At 51.0% G+C, this 16,938-nt stretch carries 13 protein-coding genes and 1 riboswitch; of the genes, 10 read left to right on the top strand and 3 right to left on the bottom strand.

What is annotated here, in order from left to right; all coding sequences use genetic code 11:
• Positions 1 to 8 precede the first annotated feature (8 nt).
• From AC0LWM_RS20615 to AC0LWM_RS20605, 3 genes are all read left to right on the top strand, one after another.
• Positions 9 to 758: an energy-coupling factor transporter transmembrane component T family protein gene (locus tag AC0LWM_RS20615; protein WP_474676872.1), complete on the top strand. Its 750-nt coding sequence runs from the start codon at positions 9 to 11 to the stop codon at positions 756 to 758.
• Between the two features lie 22 nt (positions 759 to 780).
• Positions 781 to 1,365 (top strand): hypothetical protein, encoded by a 585-nt coding sequence (locus AC0LWM_RS20610; RefSeq protein WP_474676871.1) that lies wholly within the window; start codon positions 781 to 783, stop codon positions 1,363 to 1,365.
• Between the two features lie 389 nt (positions 1,366 to 1,754).
• Positions 1,755 to 2,141, top strand: a complete 387-nt coding sequence (locus tag AC0LWM_RS20605) for a YkvA family protein (protein WP_474676870.1) — start codon at positions 1,755 to 1,757, stop codon at positions 2,139 to 2,141.
• Between the two features lie 312 nt (positions 2,142 to 2,453).
• Here AC0LWM_RS20605 and AC0LWM_RS20600 read toward each other — a convergent pair whose 3' ends face one another.
• A complete protein-coding gene (locus AC0LWM_RS20600; RefSeq protein WP_474676869.1) occupies positions 2,454 to 3,488 on the bottom strand; it encodes a BMP family protein in 1,035 nt (344 codons plus the stop codon).
• Positions 3,489 to 3,729: 241 nt separating this feature from the next.
• Positions 3,730 to 3,821, top strand: a riboswitch (cyclic di-GMP riboswitch).
• A gap of 109 nt (positions 3,822 to 3,930) precedes the next feature.
• On the opposite strand from AC0LWM_RS20600, the gene AC0LWM_RS20595 reads away from it, so the two are divergent.
• A complete protein-coding gene (locus tag AC0LWM_RS20595) occupies positions 3,931 to 5,643 on the top strand; it encodes a methyl-accepting chemotaxis protein (RefSeq protein WP_474676868.1) in 1,713 nt (570 codons plus the stop codon).
• A 198-nt stretch (positions 5,644 to 5,841) separates the two neighbouring features.
• Here AC0LWM_RS20595 and AC0LWM_RS20590 read toward each other — a convergent pair whose 3' ends face one another.
• Both AC0LWM_RS20590 and AC0LWM_RS20585 read right to left on the bottom strand, forming a co-directional pair.
• Positions 5,842 to 6,498, bottom strand: coding sequence for a response regulator (locus AC0LWM_RS20590; RefSeq protein WP_474676867.1), 657 nt, complete (start codon positions 6,496 to 6,498; stop codon positions 5,842 to 5,844).
• Between the two features lie 18 nt (positions 6,499 to 6,516).
• Positions 6,517 to 8,664, bottom strand: a complete 2,148-nt coding sequence (locus tag AC0LWM_RS20585) for a GAF domain-containing sensor histidine kinase (protein ID WP_474676866.1) — start codon at positions 8,662 to 8,664, stop codon at positions 6,517 to 6,519.
• Positions 8,665 to 8,938: 274 nt separating this feature from the next.
• Here AC0LWM_RS20585 and AC0LWM_RS20580 point away from each other — a divergent pair, with 274 nt between their 5' ends.
• The 6 genes from AC0LWM_RS20580 (at position 8,939) to AC0LWM_RS20555 (ending at position 16,865) form a co-directional block, all read left to right on the top strand.
• A complete protein-coding gene (locus AC0LWM_RS20580; protein WP_474676865.1) occupies positions 8,939 to 9,514 on the top strand; it encodes a hypothetical protein in 576 nt (191 codons plus the stop codon).
• Positions 9,515 to 9,658: 144 nt separating this feature from the next.
• Positions 9,659 to 11,530: a stalk domain-containing protein gene (locus tag AC0LWM_RS20575; RefSeq protein WP_474676864.1), complete on the top strand. Its 1,872-nt coding sequence runs from the start codon at positions 9,659 to 9,661 to the stop codon at positions 11,528 to 11,530.
• A 22-nt stretch (positions 11,531 to 11,552) separates the two neighbouring features.
• A complete protein-coding gene (locus AC0LWM_RS20570; RefSeq protein WP_474676863.1) occupies positions 11,553 to 12,386 on the top strand; it encodes an Ig-like domain-containing protein in 834 nt (277 codons plus the stop codon).
• 57 nt (positions 12,387 to 12,443) lie between these two features.
• A complete protein-coding gene (locus tag AC0LWM_RS20565; RefSeq protein ID WP_474676862.1) occupies positions 12,444 to 13,796 on the top strand; it encodes a cytochrome P450 in 1,353 nt (450 codons plus the stop codon).
• A 37-nt stretch (positions 13,797 to 13,833) separates the two neighbouring features.
• Positions 13,834 to 15,675, top strand: coding sequence for a copper amine oxidase N-terminal domain-containing protein (locus tag AC0LWM_RS20560; protein WP_474676861.1), 1,842 nt, complete (start codon positions 13,834 to 13,836; stop codon positions 15,673 to 15,675).
• A 26-nt stretch (positions 15,676 to 15,701) separates the two neighbouring features.
• The gene (locus AC0LWM_RS20555; protein WP_474676860.1) at positions 15,702 to 16,865 is read left to right on the top strand and encodes a cytochrome P450; all 1,164 of its coding nucleotides are present in this window, start codon (positions 15,702 to 15,704) and stop codon (positions 16,863 to 16,865) included.
• Positions 16,866 to 16,938: the final 73 nt, after the last annotated feature.

Genomic DNA, 16,938 nt, shown 5'->3' with positions numbered 1-16,938 from the left:
GGTGAACCATGAGCAGCTTCGGAGCTTTATCCTCTTTGCAATATGTACCCGGCAATTCCTTCCTGCACCGGCTGGATCCCCGATCGAAATATGGGTTTGTCGCAAGTTATTCGATCAGTCTTGTTTCTTCCCATTCATTTACGGAAAGCCTCTTATATACGCTTGTCGCTTTATTCTTGTTTTTGCTTTCCAAACTCCGCCTAAACTTATTATGGGAAAATATGCGAGGACTGTTTGTCCTCATTATTATATTCATTTACTTTCAAACCGCATTAAACGGAATAGAGGCCGCTGCGCTAATGACGTTAAAAATGATTTCTTTTATCTTCATGGTCACGTTAATATTATCGACTACGCCGCCGGAAAAACAAATGGAGGGGCTGCGTAAATTGTTGTCTCCATTGCGCCGCCTTGGGGTGAAGACAGAATCGTGTGCAGTTATGGTCAACATAGCCATCATTTATCTTCCGCTTCTTTTGGAAGATCTCATGCGAATCATGCAAGCACAAAGAACACGGGGGCCGCAGTACGGTAGATGGAATTTGGCAAGGCGGGGGAGAGATATGATTTTACTGCTGACGCCATTACTTCTCTCGACCTTCAGGCGTGCCGAACGTTTATCGGACGCTATGGAGTCCCGCTGTTTCCAGCCCGGCAGCGATCGATCCGCTTTTTATCAATTGAATTTAGGCAGGCAGGATATCATCGTGTTGATCATTGCACTGTTGCTTCCATTTATTCGTTTGATTACCGAGTGATCTAAAAAAGGAGGCTTCTAACATGCGAGACCCGTTTCTCGATTATTGGGCAAAGCCGTTACCGCGGATGGAATCCGCATCACCATTGGCCCGCGTCAGTGCCAACCAAACAAAGACACTCGTTACGATCGCCTTTCTAGGTGCATTAACTGCATTATTCCAATCGGCGGGAGGTTTTTTGCCGGGGCCGGGTTACTTGCTCAGCATGCTATCGACAGCACCGATTGTACTGGCGGCGCTTATTTCATTACGCTCGGGACTTACCGCTTATGTGCTTAGCATCGTATTACTACTCCTTATTCAACCAAGCGAATTAATCGTCTTTCCGTTTACAACGGGATTGCTCGGGCTGGCATTAGGCTTCGGCATTGCGCGATCCAAAAATCGGATACAGGTTGTCTTGGTTTCTGCTCTCGCGTTATGGGCCGGAATTGCGCTTGTGTTATACGCCTTTCGCTTTCCGCTGCTCGGACCTTCGGTCGCCCTAAACTTTGATATCGCCACGGCAACTTATATCTTTCTATTTAGTTTGCTTTATAGCGCGATATGGACAGATATCAGTCTCCGGCTATTAGCGAGATTTAGAAAATCCGTATATAATCATTGAAGTTGGGTGGGAACGACTTCACGATGGGAACCTGTCTGAACTTCTGAAAAAATGCTTTCCGCCCCTGATGAGACGTGCATTTCCGGTTGTGGGAAATATGCCTTCAACATACGTTCCATGTCTTCCGAGCGCCAGAATCGTTTTCATCATCCCCTTATCGCTCACTTGAGAACCAAGTACGGTACCGATTGCCAGCAAGATCATGATCTGTGGTATTGTCATTTGCGAAATGGATTTACGGCCGGCTAACAATCCAAACTGAAAAGGTAGAGAGATGTTGGGTGACAAGAGTATGCCAGGCGCCGCGGCGACCTGCTCCGGTTCGTTGAAGTAATGGGCAGTAGAACGTGGTATTATAGGAGTAAATGCACATTAGGAGAACAAGTTTTATGATTGATAACATCAAGATGTGGGCTAAGCAGCTAAAAAGAAAGGTCTTTGTACTTTATTTTGCCTACAAGGATAACCGCACTCCTTGGTATGCAAATTTATTGGCCATATGTGTTGTTGCCTATGCCTTTAGCCCAGTTGATTTGATTCCAGATTTTATTCCAATACTAGGCTATCTGGACGATGTGATATTAGTTCCTCTTGGTGTTATGCTTGCATTGAAATTGATACCTAAAATGGTGCTCCAGGATTGTACAGTAAAAGCAGAGGAACGAATAAAGCAAGGAAAACCGAAAAATTGGGTTGTAGGAAGTTTAATTATTTTAGTATGGATCGTGGCCGGATTGTGGATTTCTATTGCGACATATCGGTATTGGTTGAACTAACGCAGAACGTGAGTAGAGTTGGAGGGACCGCATGATGACAATCGACAAGACGGATCGATTAACCCACGAGCGATCCATGTCTACGAGAAGATCGGTTTTAAACGAGAAGGGTTACAGCGAGATGCACTACTTATAAACTGTTCCGTGCTGATTTCAGCACGGATTTTTTTACGGCTCAAAATAGCAGGTGATACTTCAACTTACGGGAGGAGAACAATCCATGAAGCTTCAAACGAATCGGCTCAAAAATGGAAGCAGAGGTTTCCTGTTGTCATTAACATGGCAATGGGAAACCTCTTTAAGCATATTGCTTTATTGAACTATGAAATCAGGGCCATCATAGGTTACTTTGACTTCAATCTCGCCGGATTTGATTTTCTCAGCGTAAGCGGCGAGTTTGTCTTTCACTTCCTGAGGTACGGAAGGGGCAAGCGCCAAGCGGATGGCGTCGGCATTTTCCAATCCGATTTTCACGACTTTATTCGGCTGCCAATTTCCTTCAACCAAGTCCTTAATGGCACTGTACACCGTTAAACCGGCATCCGAAATAGCAGAACCGAGGAACACGTCAGGAGCATCTGCATAGTAGTCGCGTACATTTCCGAATTGGAATGTGCCCGTCTCGCGGTTCGCTTCCGTAACTCCTGCGCGCGCATTGTTCAACATGGTGAAAATGATATCTGCGCCGGCATTGATCTCGGCCAGTGCGGTTTTCTTAGCCAAAGCCGCATCTTCTTGATTACCCGTAAATGTCGTTAAAAACTTGGCTTCCGGATTCGTATATTTCAAACCGTCGGCAAAAGCGGCGCGGCCATAAAAGCCAGGGGTAACACGAGCGCCGGAAATATGTCCTACGATATTCGTTTTTGTCAACAAACCGGCAGCAGCGCCTGCAAGCCAAGCGGATTCTTCTTGTTTAACCTGGTAGCTGGACAAGTTATCGCCAACCAGATTCGTTTGTGTGTTAACGAATTTAATATTCGGATATTCTTTGGAAACGATCTTAACGGCTTCCGAGCTTTGTCCCGCATGAGCGATGATCATGTCAGGTTTCTTTTCGGCTAATTCACGGAGTGCATCGGCAATTTTGACGGTGTCATGCGGAATGCCTTCGACATAAGTCGTTTTTACGCGTAATTCATCCTGCGCCTTCATGAGCCCTTTGTATGCGGACTCCATAAAGCCGCCATCGCTCGCCGAACCGGGAATTAACAATGCTACTTTCGGTTTTCTGTGGTTATCTTGCTGGTGGCCTTTTTCGGCGTTCGCTGGGTTGTTTCCTAGCGGCAATACTAGAGTTGCAATGGCCAAAGTCGTAATAGCCAGTTTCGATAGTAGACGCTTCATGTTGTTTACTCCATTCCAAAAAGTAGTTTCGTCCGGACAAATCAGAGAATAAACCAGAGATCGAATTTTGTCAAATTATGCCGAAGAAAAAGTTGGTAGACATGAAAAGATGAAGCGGTCTCGCCGTTGAACTTACGGTTTCTCCGTCATCGGAACTATATCTTTTTTGTTAATATAGTAATTAGGTCTTGTGTTTTCAATTTGACTATAATATACTTTCGAAACAGAGCCTATATACCCGTAACGATAATGGCATACTTCCTGAAAGGGGAGGACGCAAAGCCACGGGCCTAAGGAGTGCGATAAGCATTCTATGGCAGCCGAGCCGCCGAAAATAGGGGGTTTTTTCTAAAAATCCATCCTTTTTTTGGGGTGGATTTTTTGTTGCTATTTTTTGTTTAGGGAAATCATTGCTCAAGAGGACGAAGAAGGGTGATGCTGCATGAGTTACATACGCAATTTGAAGGTCAGAACTAAATTTTTCGGGATTCTCGGACTTGCCATTACTTTGATGTTAGTTATCGGCATTTCCGGTTTTGTCGTCATGCAGTCGATGGGAAAAAATGCCCGTGCCATGTACGAAGAGAAAATGATTCCGAACAGCTTGATCGAAGCTTTATTATTCGGGAACTCGCAGATGGACGCCTTACAGCTCGAGCTTCTGCTCGCGAAGGACGAGGCCATTATTAAACAAATTCAACAGCAAATTACGCAAACGCGCGAAAAAAACCAAGCGACACGGAAAAAATTGGAGCAGATCACATTATCGCCGCGTGCACAGGAGCAATACAAAAAATTTATCGACTTGATCCCGAAAAACAACGAAGCAAAGAAAAAGGTCGACGAGCTTGCGGTTGCAAACAAAAAAGAAGAGGCGCATAAAGAGTATGTCAACGCGTTTAAACCTATACGCGCCGAAATGATCAAAAGCCTTGAAACCGTAGTTCAATACAATACCGAGGATGCTAAAGCATTTTATGAAGAAAGCATTCAAAGCTCCAAATCCGCAACAGCTATTATTATCATCGTAACCTTGATAACAATCCTACTCTGCTCGACGCTAGGTTATGTGATCGCCAATATGATAACAAGACCGATTCACAGCATTCAGCAATGGATGGCGAAAGCGCAGGACGGGGATATGACCGTTCAAGGCGATTACCGCTCTTCCGATGAGATCGGCTTGCTTACGAAAGATTTTAATCGTATGATCGCAGGTCTGAGAGAAATCATCGTAAAAATTGGAATGGAATCGCAAAACTTGTCCGCAAGCTCGCAGCAGCTTCTCGCAAGCTCGGAGCAATCCAGCGAATCGACGAATCAAGTTGTGCTCGCAATCCAGGAGATTGCATCCGGTGCTGACAGTCAGCTTCAAAGCACGACCGAAAGCGTTAGAGCGATGGAAGAGATGGCGATAGGCATCAATCGAATAGCCGATTTCTCCGGCAGCGTATCTTCCATGTCCATGGATGCTTCCAAAGAGGCGGAAGAGGGGAATATTGCCATTCAAAAAGCCGTCGAGCAAATGGAGATGATTCGAACTTCGGTTAACGACTCCGCACTTCTCGTAAATCAACTCGGGAATCGTTCCAAGGAGATCGGGAAGATCGTTGATGTAATTACAGATATTTCTTCACAGACGAATTTGCTCGCTTTGAACGCAGCGATCGAGGCAGCTCGAGCTGGAGAACATGGTAGAGGCTTTGTCGTCGTTGCAGGTCAAGTCCGAAAGCTGGCTGAACAATCGCGGCAATCCGCCGAACAAATATCGGCCATCGTTCGTCAAATCCAAAACGAAACCACCCATGCCGTCATCGCCATGGAGAAGGGAAGCAAAGAAGTAGAGAGCGGGTCGGTTATCGTACGCGAGGCTGGCGAAGCTTTCCACAACATTATGCACGCAGTGCAAGAGGTCGCCAATCAAATGCAGGAGGTATCCGCATCCTCCGAGCAAATGTCCGCCGGCAGCGAGCAAATAACCGCATCTCTCCAGGAAATGGAGAACATCACGAAAGCCACTTTTGCCAAAACAGAAAGTGTTGCAGCTGCCTCCGAGGAGCAACTGGCGACAATGGAAGAAATTTCATCGGCCGTTCAAGCGCTAACGAATATGGCTTATGAGCTCCATGAAATTACGCTTCGTTTTAAGAGTTGAAAATACTATTAATGAAGAAAAAAATAAAATCCTGCGCCATTTTGGTGCGGGATTTTTCTTCATCAAGAACTCAAAGTGTGGGACCGGGGAAAAAGATACTGCCGCACACCCCTACGTTCAGCTCCTACGATTGAATTACTCGATATCCTTGACGTTCAACGAATGGTTATATCGTTCGTTGCCTTCGGAAGTCGGCTTTTAACGCTCCTCGTTTTTTCGAGACTGCTCGAGAAGCCGCTTGGCTTCGTGACGGTCGGCAACTTGCAGTTTGCTTAATATGGACGACACATTATTCGCCACCGTCTTGGGGCTGATATGCAATCGGGCCGCAATCTGCTGGTTCGATTCCCCTTCCGCCATTCGCGTCAAAATTTCCGCTTCCCGCTTGGTCAGCTCGGCAAATGCCGGATGCTTCGTCGGCGTATCCGTTTCAGCATGGGGGGCCGAAAAATAATGGATCATCCGCTCCGCGATATCCGAGCTGAACACGGCCCCGCCGCCCCCAACCCTTCGAATCGATTGCAGCAGCTCGTCCTCGTCCGCATCCTTTAGCACATAGCCCTTGGCCCCGGCCCGCATGGCGGTAAACACGGATTGATCGTCGCGGAACATCGTCAAGATGAGCACCTCAATTCGAGGAAACCGTTCCTTGATCAGCCGCGTCGTTTCGATGCCGTTTAAGCCGGGCATGCGAATATCCATGAGAATCAGGTCAGGCTGCAGCTGCTCCGCAAGCGCCAGTGCATCGTCACCGTTCGAAGCCTCGCCCACGACCTCCAGATCGCCCGTTGTGTTCAGCAAATTCCGTACACCGCTCCGAAATAGCGGGTGATCTTCCGCAATCAATATTTTCATCGAACGAACCTCTCCTTTCTACAGGGGCAAAATAGCAATAATCCGCGTTCCGCCGCCATCCGCCCGTTCCACCGTGCATTGTCCGCCAAGCTCCGCAGCGCGTTCCCGGATCGAGGTTAGCCCGATGCCTCCTTTGCCGCCGGTTGGCGCCGGGCGGGCCTGAATGCCGCTGCCGTTGTCTAAGATTTCCACCGCCAATTGACTTGAAGGCGAAATATCCAACCGAACCGTACACATCGTCGCTTGGGCATGCTTCACGACATTGACGAGCGATTCCGTCACGATCCGGTATACGGCGACCTCGACGGCGGCCGGCAACGGCGGCAGCGGAAGCGCAGCGTGCAGCCGGATGTGCAGGGGTTCGGCTCCACGTTCGCCTGCCAGCAGTTGGGCCGGTTTGGACAGCGTTGCGATGCGTTCCTCAATCGCGCCGATCAGCCCTAGCTCATCAAGCGAAGGCGGGCGCAAATCGTGCACAAGCGTGCGAATCTCTTCCACCGTGGAACGAATCTCCTTGCGCAGGTCGGTAAGCATATCGCTCGCAATGGCGGGTTCCTTCACGATGTATTTTTGCACGGTCGCGGCATTCAGGGCAAGCGCGGCGAGCCTCGGGGCAAGATCGTCGTGCAAGTTTTTGCGAATGTGCCGGCGCTCCTCCTCGCGCGCAAGCACGAGCTTCTCGCGCGATTCCTGCAAATCCTCGGCCAGCAGCTTCATACCTAGCGTCATGTTGACATTTTCCACAATGGGTCCCGCTTGCCGCAGCAGAACATCCAGAAGCAAAGTGTCCTCGGAGGAAAAGGCTTCTCCTGGGGAACGGCTTGCGGCATGTAGCGTCCCGAGCTCTTGTCCACGTTGAACGATGGGGTAAGCGTGAAGCTCCTGAACAGGTTCTCCGGCCGAAGCGACCAGCGTTTCTTGTCCGCCGACCCCGATGGAGATGCCGACATAAGGCAGCCGAAGCGCCTCTTGGACCGCCCGGGCCATGGCGGCAACCATATCTTCCGGCGCGCGCGACTGGGTCAGCCGGTTGCCGAGGTCCAGCAGCACGGCGTACGGATCGTCATGCCTTCCCTTCAGCAGCCGGTTGATCTGCACCTGCAGCCACTGCTTGAGCGGAGCAAATGCGACGGCCACGACGGCGGTTGCGATCAGGGAGACGATGAAGTTATCCTTCGTTTGAAACAAGCGGCTCAAATAAAGCACCGCCGCCGTATACAACAACACGACGCAGACCGACAAAGCCAAATAAACGAGCGTCCGGTTCACGAGCGGGTCGATATCCCACAGCCTCCGGCGCAATACGGCCATTGTTAAAGTAACGGGGATGGCCAATAGGACACCGTGAAGGATAAGATTCAAATACAAGAACGTCATCGCAGAGCCGTCGTTGAATTCCGGGGCGAACAGGATGCTGGTCGCGACAAATCCGACGAGTCCGATCGCGGCCCCGTATACGACCCATTTAGTCTGCTGCCGCTGGGTCGGTGTGGAAAGCTTGCGATACCGGTATATTTGCGCAAACAGAAAAATGAGCATGGAGCCGGCGTACCATGCAAGCTGAACGTATGCCGAAAGCTGCCCCCACATATTCCCGCCATACAAAAAGTTACAGACATCAACAGCTGCAAATAGGATCAAATAATACCGCGACCAGCCGGGGACGAAACGTCCGTCCGGAAATAAAAAGAAAAACGAACACAACGAAATCCAGCCGATCATTGAAACGAAAGCAAACCATAAATGATCGACCCCGACCTCGCCGGAAGCGACTCTTGCTAAGGAAGGGAAGGAGGTGCCGAAGGAGACCAGAACAAGCGCGGTCAACATCCCCATCGGTTCACGGAAGCCTTTCCACGCAACGATTGCGGCAGCCGTATAAAATACGAACGTAAATCCGCAATCGATCAAGACGAGGAGCAAGGAATAAGATTTCGTCGTGAGCCCGTTGTCCGGCATCGGCATAGCCGGGACGGCGTCGCCGCATCCGCTTCGGATACAAACGTTGGCCAGCTTCGTGAAATATTCCGGAATGCTCCCGATATACATTGCTATCGTGATCAGGCAGAAGGCGATGAACGCCAGCTGCAGCATAATCACCCCAAAGCCGACTGGCCGCCGTTCGCGGGTACGCGGGCTCCCGTTTCGTTGCGCGATCTCCCTCATCTCATCTTCGTCCTCTCCGCCGAACATCTTCCGAGTATCATCACTTACCTCGGATATATCCGATTATAGCTTACCGCTCCGCAAGATGAATACGCATTTTTCCACTTTTCCCGAATCTCGTCCCGAATTTCCCGTTTTTCCCGAATTTCCCGGATTTCTCGTTCCAATTTCCCGTAAAAAAAAAGGAACGGCCTGCCCTATGATCCGTGATTTCCCGTCGGTTAAGATGATCGAGGAAACAGCATGAAATGAAAAAATTGGAGGTTGACACAAATTGAATGAAAAACAGGTTATTAAAGGGCTAGGCATGGTTTGTTTGTTGGCGGGCATTGCACGCATAGGCATGACCCCTTCCGCAATCATTTGGGGGTCGGACAGCCCACAGGAGCTGACCTTCGGGTTTATCGCCTGCGTGCTCATGTCGATCGGCACGATCGTCACCTACATGGTGCAGTCGCGTGAAACCGGGGTGACGGGATTTATTACGACGCTTGCGATTATTACCGGCAATATCGTAACAACGGCGATGGTGTGGCATTCGTTCGTCTCGGGCAATCCGGAGGAAAATCCGGATAACCTGCTGTTCGCGATCACGAGCATGATCAGTATGATCGGATTTATCGGCGGCACGCTTGTTTTTACGATCCTGACGTTCCGGGCTGGTGTATTCCCGCGCTGGGTATCCGTCCTGCTGCTGCTGATTCTGCTGACCGCGTTTCTTCCGGTCGACGACAACAAATATTTCCCATTCTTCTGGGGACTTGCTTACGTGGGCATGGGGTACTGCATCTTTGCAGGTAAATTACGCGACAAATCATCCGGCATGACTATGCAATCTTTAAACAGGTGATGAGTTGCAGCGAAGATTAGTATCCGAATGCAAAAGTATTCCTTAAGCTACTCGGAAGTATCCGAACGAGTACTGCCGCTCCGAATGGCGGGCGTGCTAAGCTTTTAATGTACAAAAAGAAACCATGGGAGGAAATTCGTTACAATGCTGAAAACAAGCAAAAAAATACGATTTGCCGTTATTTGTTCGATGTTGGCCGGGACGCTCGCTTTCGCCGGTATCGCATCCGCCTTTGGCGAAACCGCGCCGGAGGGGGTGGATATTAAGGAATTCAGTCTGCTGGACACGGCGTCCGACGTTGTCGGTGCGGCGGACTTCACGCCGGAGGGCAACAAGGACGGCCACTTTAAGCTGCTTTTGAACCTCGCCCAGAAGACGACGATTCAATCCGTAGTTCTGCGCTCAACCGATGCATACGGCAAGGATAACCAGCAGGGGGTATGGAGGACGAACCGTGTCACCACCGGTTGGCTGCTCGGCATCGTGCAGGACATCACAGTAACGACCCCTACAGGCACGAAGCATGAAAGTCAAATCATCAATCCGGGTTTTAGCAAAAATATAAAAGATCCGGTCGGCGAGTTCGAAGGAGAGCTTACGTTTGATTTGTACGCCAGCAACAATGGAACGATCAAGGAAACGCAGTATTATGTGTTGGAAATCGAAACCCCGCAAGGCACGATTTCGTCCAAACCGATCAAATACAAAAAGCCGATGTCTTCCGGAGGAAATACGACGACGACGCCTAAAAATCCGACACCGAACCCGAAGCCGGATACTACGTCGGAGCCGAAACCAAATCCGAATCCGAATCCGAACACGACGACCGATCCAAAACCGAACCCGATACCGGACGCAACGACCGGACCTACGCCAAAGCCGGTGCCTGCATCCGGAATTCAAGTTTTTTTCAAGGAACAGTTTATTGATTTTGGCGATGCGCAGCCCGTGCAGAAGGACGGCCGGACGCTTGTCCCGTTCCGGAAGCTGTTCGAAACGTTCGGTTTTGCGGTGAAATGGCTTGATGAAGGGGGCGTTCAGAAAGCGACCGGAACGAAAGCGGATCTTGCGATCGAATTGACGATTAACAGTAAAACCGCCAAAGTCAACGGCAACAACGTCACCTTAGACGTGCCGGCGCAAACCATCAATGGAAGCACGATGGTGCCTCTGCGATTTGTTTCGGAGAACAGCGGATATAAATTGTCTCTTTCCAATGTAGGCAAGGTAACGGTCATCCAACTCGATGAGGCCGGTCCGGCAGATCCGTCGAAACCAACGGATCCGAAACCGACCGATCCGAAACCAACGGATCCGAAACCGACCGATCCATCGAAGCCTACGGACCCGTCGAAACCGGAGCAAGCGGAACCGTACGTTGTCAAAGGCTACATTCGCGACGCACAAGGCAATCCGCTTCCGGGAGTCAAGGTATATGCGGATAACATGCTGCTCTACAACAGCAATATTGCCGGAATCACCGACGAAAACGGGCACTACCGAATCGAATTGGAGCATATCGCCACTTCCTGGAGCATGAGTGCGGAACATACCGTTCCATATAACGGCAAGAAGTACACCTTCAAAATGAGCCCCGATATCGATCTGTCGCTGACGGGAAGCAAGGGGGGCGTCCGGGATTTCACCTGGAAGGATTTTAACGGACAAATCTACATTTATGGTCCTTTATCATTCGATGACGGCTTGCCCGATTTCAATATGACCGATTTGGAAATCACGCTCACGCCTGTTGGTCCGCTGCTTGACGGCAGCGCAGGCACAACGATTACGAAAAAGGTCGGTCCGGTGCAAGGCGGGCTCGGCATCGACGGGATTCCGATCGGCAAATACAATGCGACCGTCAGATGGCTTCCGGAAGGGCACGATCCGATACCGATGCAGGTCCGACTCAATTATGTCGGCAAATATGCGGATTCCGCGGAGTTCGAATTCGCGGAGCCTCGGGGAACATCGACATCCAAATATTTGAGCGAGCTGGAAGTCAAGCTTCCATAAACTCAGACAGCAGGAGGAGCGGATGAAGAAGCGGTTGAGCAATACATGGAAGACGGTGTTGTTTGGTTTTACACTGATGAGTTGCATCACGCTCAGTGTGAGCGGCTGCAGCAAGGGAATCTCATCCGATGTAGGCAAGACGGAAGCCAAGACCGTGGGAGGGGATTCTGCCGAATCTGCCGAATCCTCCCCATCGGCCGAAAACGAGGAGGCTTTTGTCGTCAAAGGCCACGTGCGCGATGCACAAGGCAATCCGCTGCCGGGCGTTAACGTATATGCGGATAACACGCTGAGCTACGACAGCAACATCATCGGGGTTACGGACGAAAACGGCCTGTACCGGATCGAACTCGAGAATATCGCCACCTCCTGGAATATGAGCGCAGAACATACCGTTCCGTATAACGGCAAAAAGTATATCTTCAAGCTAAAACCCGATCTCGACCAGTCGTTTGCCGGGAGCAAGGGGGGCGTTCGGGATTTTACATGGAACGATTTTAACGGACAAATTTTTATTTATGGTCCATTATCGTTCGACGACGGCTTACCCGAGTTCAACATGAGCGACTTGGAAATTACGCTCACGCCCGTCGGTCCGCTGCTCGACGGCAGCGCAGGCCAGACGCTGGTCAAACGGGTAGGTCCTGTCGAAGGGGGGCTCGGCGTCGATCAGATCCCGATCGGCAAGTACAAGGCGACCGCCAAATGGCTGCCGGAAGGGCACGATCCGATGCCCATGCAAATCCGGATCAACTATGTCGGCAAATATGCGGAATCCGCCGAAGTCGAATTCGACAAGCCAAGAGGAGCATCAACCTCGAACTATTTAAGCGAACTGGAAGTCGGACTGCCGTAGAGCGTTTGGCGATGACGGCGGCCGATTGCCCGCGCTATACATGGAGGAAACGATAAGATGAAGCGAGAGATGACAATCCAGAAATCCGAACTGCCGAAGGAAACATTCCTAGGCGGTTCTTTAAAAGCTTTTCGCGAGGACCCTCTTTTGTTTATGAGGAGCCTGCACTTGCAATATGGCGATTACGCCAGGTATCGTCTGGGACCGCAAAAGTTTTACGCCATATTTCATCCGAGCATGTTGAAGGAAGTGATGGTGACGAAGGCCGATGCTTTCAGCAAAGCGGGTGCATTCGATGAAATCAAACGGCTGACGGGCGAAGGACTTGTCATGAGTAATGGAGCTCATCATGACCGACAGCGCCGCATCCTGCAGCCGAAGTTTACGCGCGGGCATATCCAGAAATATGCGCAGCAGATGGCGGAAAGCACGCGAAGCCTGACGGAACAATGGGTGTCCGGCGAGCAGCGGAGTTTAACCCGCGATATGTTCGTGATCACGTTTGACATTATAGCCAGGACGATGTTCAGTTACGATTCTACGGAAAGGCTGAATCAGATCGAACAGGCGTTCGATTCGATCAATCGCATCGCTTCCGAGAAAATCCGGACGCTTGTCAGACTCCCGCTGCTGATCCCGACGAAACAAAACCGCGAGTATACGGAAGCGCTCCGGGCATTGGACGACATCGTGTTCGGCATCATTGCCGAGCGCAGAGCGAGCCGGCAAGCCGATGGCCATGACCTGCTGGCCGTTCTTATGCAGGCCGTCGACGAGAAGGATCAAACCGGCATGACGGATCGCGAGCTGCGCGACGAGTTGATGACGATGTTCTTGGCCGGGCACGAAACAACGGCGCATACGCTGGCGTGGGCGTTCGATTTTGTGATGCGGAGGCCCGATGTCGAGGAGAAATTAGTCGAAGAGTGGAGCCGGGTTCTGGGCGGCAAGCTTCCGACCGCAGAGCATTATGGCGAGCTTGTTTATACGCAAAACGTGTTGTGGGAAACGCTTCGGCTGCGGCCTTCAGGCTATCTTACCACCAGAACGGCGTTACGGGACATTCAATTGGGAGAGCTGCCGATCCGCCGTGGCGAAGCCTTGATGATCAGCCCGTATCCGCTCCATATGAGCCCGGTTTATTTCGACGATCCGGAAACGTTTCGGCCGGAACGGTTCGAGAACGATTACGTCAAATCGCTTCCGATGATGGCTTATTTTCCTTTCGGCGCAGGTCCGAGATCGTGCATCGGCAACCATTTCGCGATGATGGAGATGGTCATCATTCTGGCGACGGTCGGCCAATCTTTCCGTCTGCGCCATATCCCGGATCACCCGCCGGTCGTTCCGGAGCCGCTGCTCACGTTAGCTCCGCGGGGAGGAATCCGCGTAACGGTCGAACGCAGGTAATTTACTCCCAATCCCCTAGAAGGAGGACCCGTTTCCAATGTTTATTTTTCGCATGAGGTTCGTTTCCGCATTGATCTGTGTTGTCCTGGCAGGCATGCTCGCTTTGGCCGGCGTTGCGTCCGCGTTCGGCGAGACGGTGCCCGCAGGCGTAGAGATTAAGGAATTCAGCTTGCTGGATACGGCGAAGGATGTCGTCGGTTCGGCGGATTTCACGCCGGAGGGTAACAAAGACGGACATTTTAAATTAAGTCTGAGTCTGGCGCAGGACACGGTCATTCATGCCGTCATTCTTCGCTCGACGGATGAGTATGGCAAAGATAATTTCCAAGGCGTCTGGCGTACGAATCGGGCGACGACCGGCTGGTTGCTGGGCATTATGGACGGCAATGAGGTCATTAACCCCGGTTTTCGCAAAGACGTGAAGGAACCAGTCGGCACGTTCAAAGGAACGTTAAGTTGGGATTTGTATGCAAGCGACAACGGTACGATCAAAGAAACGCAGTATTACGTGCTCGAGATCGAAACGCCGGAAGGGACCGTGGCATCGAAGCCGATCAAGTATAAAAAGCCGCAAGGGGGAAGCTCTTCCCAGACTCCGGTGCCAAATCCAAAACCGGATCCAAAACCGGATCCAAAACCGAATCCGGATCCAAAACCGAATCCCGGTCCGGTTAAACCGTTGCGCGTCGCGGGCGGCCTGGGAAAAATCGAAGTTAGCGGCGGCACGCCAAACGTCCGGGTGACGTTACAAGAAAAGACGGATACGAAAGTCACGTTAGTGAAATCGGCCGTATTGGATGCGACGGGCGGTGCCGTATTTTCGAATCTTCCGGCAGGCAAACAGTATTATGTGTATAACGCAGACGGTACTCCGAATGGACCCATAGAGGTCACCAAACAGGATTACGTTTTGTTCGACGTGAAGTCGCTTATTGCTAAAGTAGGATACCAACCCTACACCAAAAATTTTGGCTTCTACATTTCCGGTCAAATGCTCGATAGCTCGATAAAAATTGTTGAATTAAGAAGCGGGGAATATAAAGAATCGTTCGATGTACGAAAATCAAAGATAGAATACGAAAGGTTTGTAGGATTTAGAGGATTGGACAAATCGATTACGCTCACGGCAACCAGGAAGGATGGCTATAAGGAGGAGCTCTATCTTTGGATAGAATACGACCTGATCGACGATTCGACCGTCACCGCATCGAAAAATGATGACGGAACGTGGCTCGTTCAAGGAAAATACACCTCACCTTATTACAGCAGCCACATTAAATTTTATACCAAAATCGGTCCGAACTGGATTTATTTGCAGGACTTAAGAACGGTCGGGAAAGCGGAGCCGGAATCGGACGACGAGATGATCTTAAAGCAAAATTTCAGAGATTTCCAAGTCACGGTCCCAGCCACGAACGAACAAGAAGTAACCTTGATGGTTGTCGATCCGAATTATGAGGTTTTGCACGTGCCGCTCATCACTGAACAAACGGCTAGCGAACAGCCGTCGATCGCCATAACTTTGCGCATGGAATCTACCAAGGCCCTTGTCAACGGCAAAGAGCAGACGCTGGATGCAGCTCCTTATTATTATGAAGGCCGTACGATGGTGCCGCTCCGGTTTATCGGTCAAGCGCTAGGGGCAACGGTCGAATGGAACGGCAAGAACAAATCGATAACGATTACGAAAGACGGCAATAAAATCGAGCTGCAGCTTGATAAAAAAGAAGCCTACGTCAAAGGCCAACCGACGATGCTGGACGCCCCTCCAACCGCCAAAGAAGGCGTCACGATGGTACCGCTGCGGTTTGTAAGCGAAAACTTGAACATGCAAGTGAAGTTCGGCGACGGCGATATCTTTATCTCCAATAAAAAATGAAGCAGGGTCAAAGAGGAGGATTCACAATGTCCGATGCATTGAAAAGTTTGCGGCTGGATCCGTACCCATGGTACGCCGAAATGCTGAAGGCTCCAGTCGCGTTCAACCCCCAATTCGGCGCGTATTTGGTTTTTCGCTATGAGGAAGTGCGCCGCGTGTTTAACGATCCGCATACGTTTTCGTCCGCGGTATTCGACGGATTGTCGGAAAATCTGGCTTTTGATAATCAACTGCAGGCCATGGACCCTCCGCGCCATACGCAGCTGCGTGCGCTTGCCGCCCATGCGTTCACGCCGCGTGCCGTCGCCGAACTGGAGCCGAGAATCCGGGAAATTGCGGGCAAACTGCTGGATCATGCCGAGAACCGGGAGCAGTTTGATTTCGTGCGAGACTTCGCGATCCCGCTGCCGGTATCGGTCATTGCCGAAATGCTTGGCGTGCCGGAGGAAGATCATCCGATGTTCAAGCGATGGTCGGATATTGTCGTCGAAATTTCGGAGCGTTTGCTGACAGGCGTCACGGAGGAATTGCCGGAGCACGTAACCGCGTTCCGTGACATGCAAGCTTATTTTCAAAAGATGATCCATGAGCGGAGGGAGCAGCCGCAGAACGATCTAATCTCGAGATTGGCGGCCGCGGAAATTGAGGGAAGGCAGCTCACCGACCTCGAAGCCAGCAACTTCTGTTTGCTGCTGCTCGTCGCCGGCAACGAAACGACAACGAATTTGCTGACCAACATCATCCGTACTTTTGCGGAGTATCCGGAACAATGGGAAATGCTGCGCGAGAACGAAAAGCTGATTTCACGCGCGGTTGAAGAAGTGCTGCGCTATCGCACGTCCGTGCAGTTGATGTACCGTATCGCGACACAGGACGTCGAACTGGGCGGGGCGCACATCAAAGCGGGGGAGCGGGTTGTCGTCTTTATGGGGGCCGCCAATCGCGATCCGGCTAAATACGAAAACCCGAATACGTTCGACATTACGCGCGCGCCCAGTCCGCATACGTCGTTCGGGCACGGCATCCACCAATGCCTCGGTGCACCGCTAGCCCGGCTGGAAGCCACTGTCGCGCTTCAAGTGTTGACCGCGCGCATCGCCGAGCTGCGCATTCCGGCGGAAGCCGAGCTTGAGCCGTTAACGAGCTTCAATATACTCGGGCTGAAGCGGCTTCCGCTGCAATGGGGGTGATGCCGCCGACCCGGCAAACCAAGTAATGCAATAAACGATGGAAACTATGTTCAGTTGTGGAAAGGCCACAACC

Source organism: Paenibacillus sp. sgz302148, from assembly GCF_056120465.1.
Note: the sequence above shows the minus strand (reverse complement) of the source record. Positions and strands in the feature narration are given on the sequence as shown.

Excerpts from the sequence above, each read along its gene's own strand:
- AC0LWM_RS20595 (WP_474676868.1), top strand. The coding sequence starts at position 3,931 with ATGAGTTACATACGCAATTTGAAGGTCAGAACTAAATTTTTCGGGATT.
- AC0LWM_RS20590 (WP_474676867.1), bottom strand. The coding sequence starts at position 6,498 with ATGAAAATATTGATTGCGGAAGATCACCCGCTATTTCGGAGCGGTGTA.
- AC0LWM_RS20570 (WP_474676863.1), top strand. The coding sequence starts at position 11,553 with ATGAAGAAGCGGTTGAGCAATACATGGAAGACGGTGTTGTTTGGTTTT.
- AC0LWM_RS20615 (WP_474676872.1), top strand. The coding sequence starts at position 9 with ATGAGCAGCTTCGGAGCTTTATCCTCTTTGCAATATGTACCCGGCAAT.
- AC0LWM_RS20575 (WP_474676864.1), top strand. The coding sequence starts at position 9,659 with ATGCTGAAAACAAGCAAAAAAATACGATTTGCCGTTATTTGTTCGATG.
- AC0LWM_RS20555 (WP_474676860.1), top strand. The coding sequence starts at position 15,702 with ATGTCCGATGCATTGAAAAGTTTGCGGCTGGATCCGTACCCATGGTAC.
- AC0LWM_RS20600 (WP_474676869.1), bottom strand. The coding sequence starts at position 3,488 with ATGAAGCGTCTACTATCGAAACTGGCTATTACGACTTTGGCCATTGCA.
- AC0LWM_RS20565 (WP_474676862.1), top strand. The coding sequence starts at position 12,444 with ATGAAGCGAGAGATGACAATCCAGAAATCCGAACTGCCGAAGGAAACA.
- AC0LWM_RS20605 (WP_474676870.1), top strand. The coding sequence starts at position 1,755 with ATGATTGATAACATCAAGATGTGGGCTAAGCAGCTAAAAAGAAAGGTC.
- AC0LWM_RS20610 (WP_474676871.1), top strand. The coding sequence starts at position 781 with ATGCGAGACCCGTTTCTCGATTATTGGGCAAAGCCGTTACCGCGGATG.
- AC0LWM_RS20585 (WP_474676866.1), bottom strand. The coding sequence starts at position 8,664 with ATGAGGGAGATCGCGCAACGAAACGGGAGCCCGCGTACCCGCGAACGG.
- AC0LWM_RS20560 (WP_474676861.1), top strand. The coding sequence starts at position 13,834 with ATGTTTATTTTTCGCATGAGGTTCGTTTCCGCATTGATCTGTGTTGTC.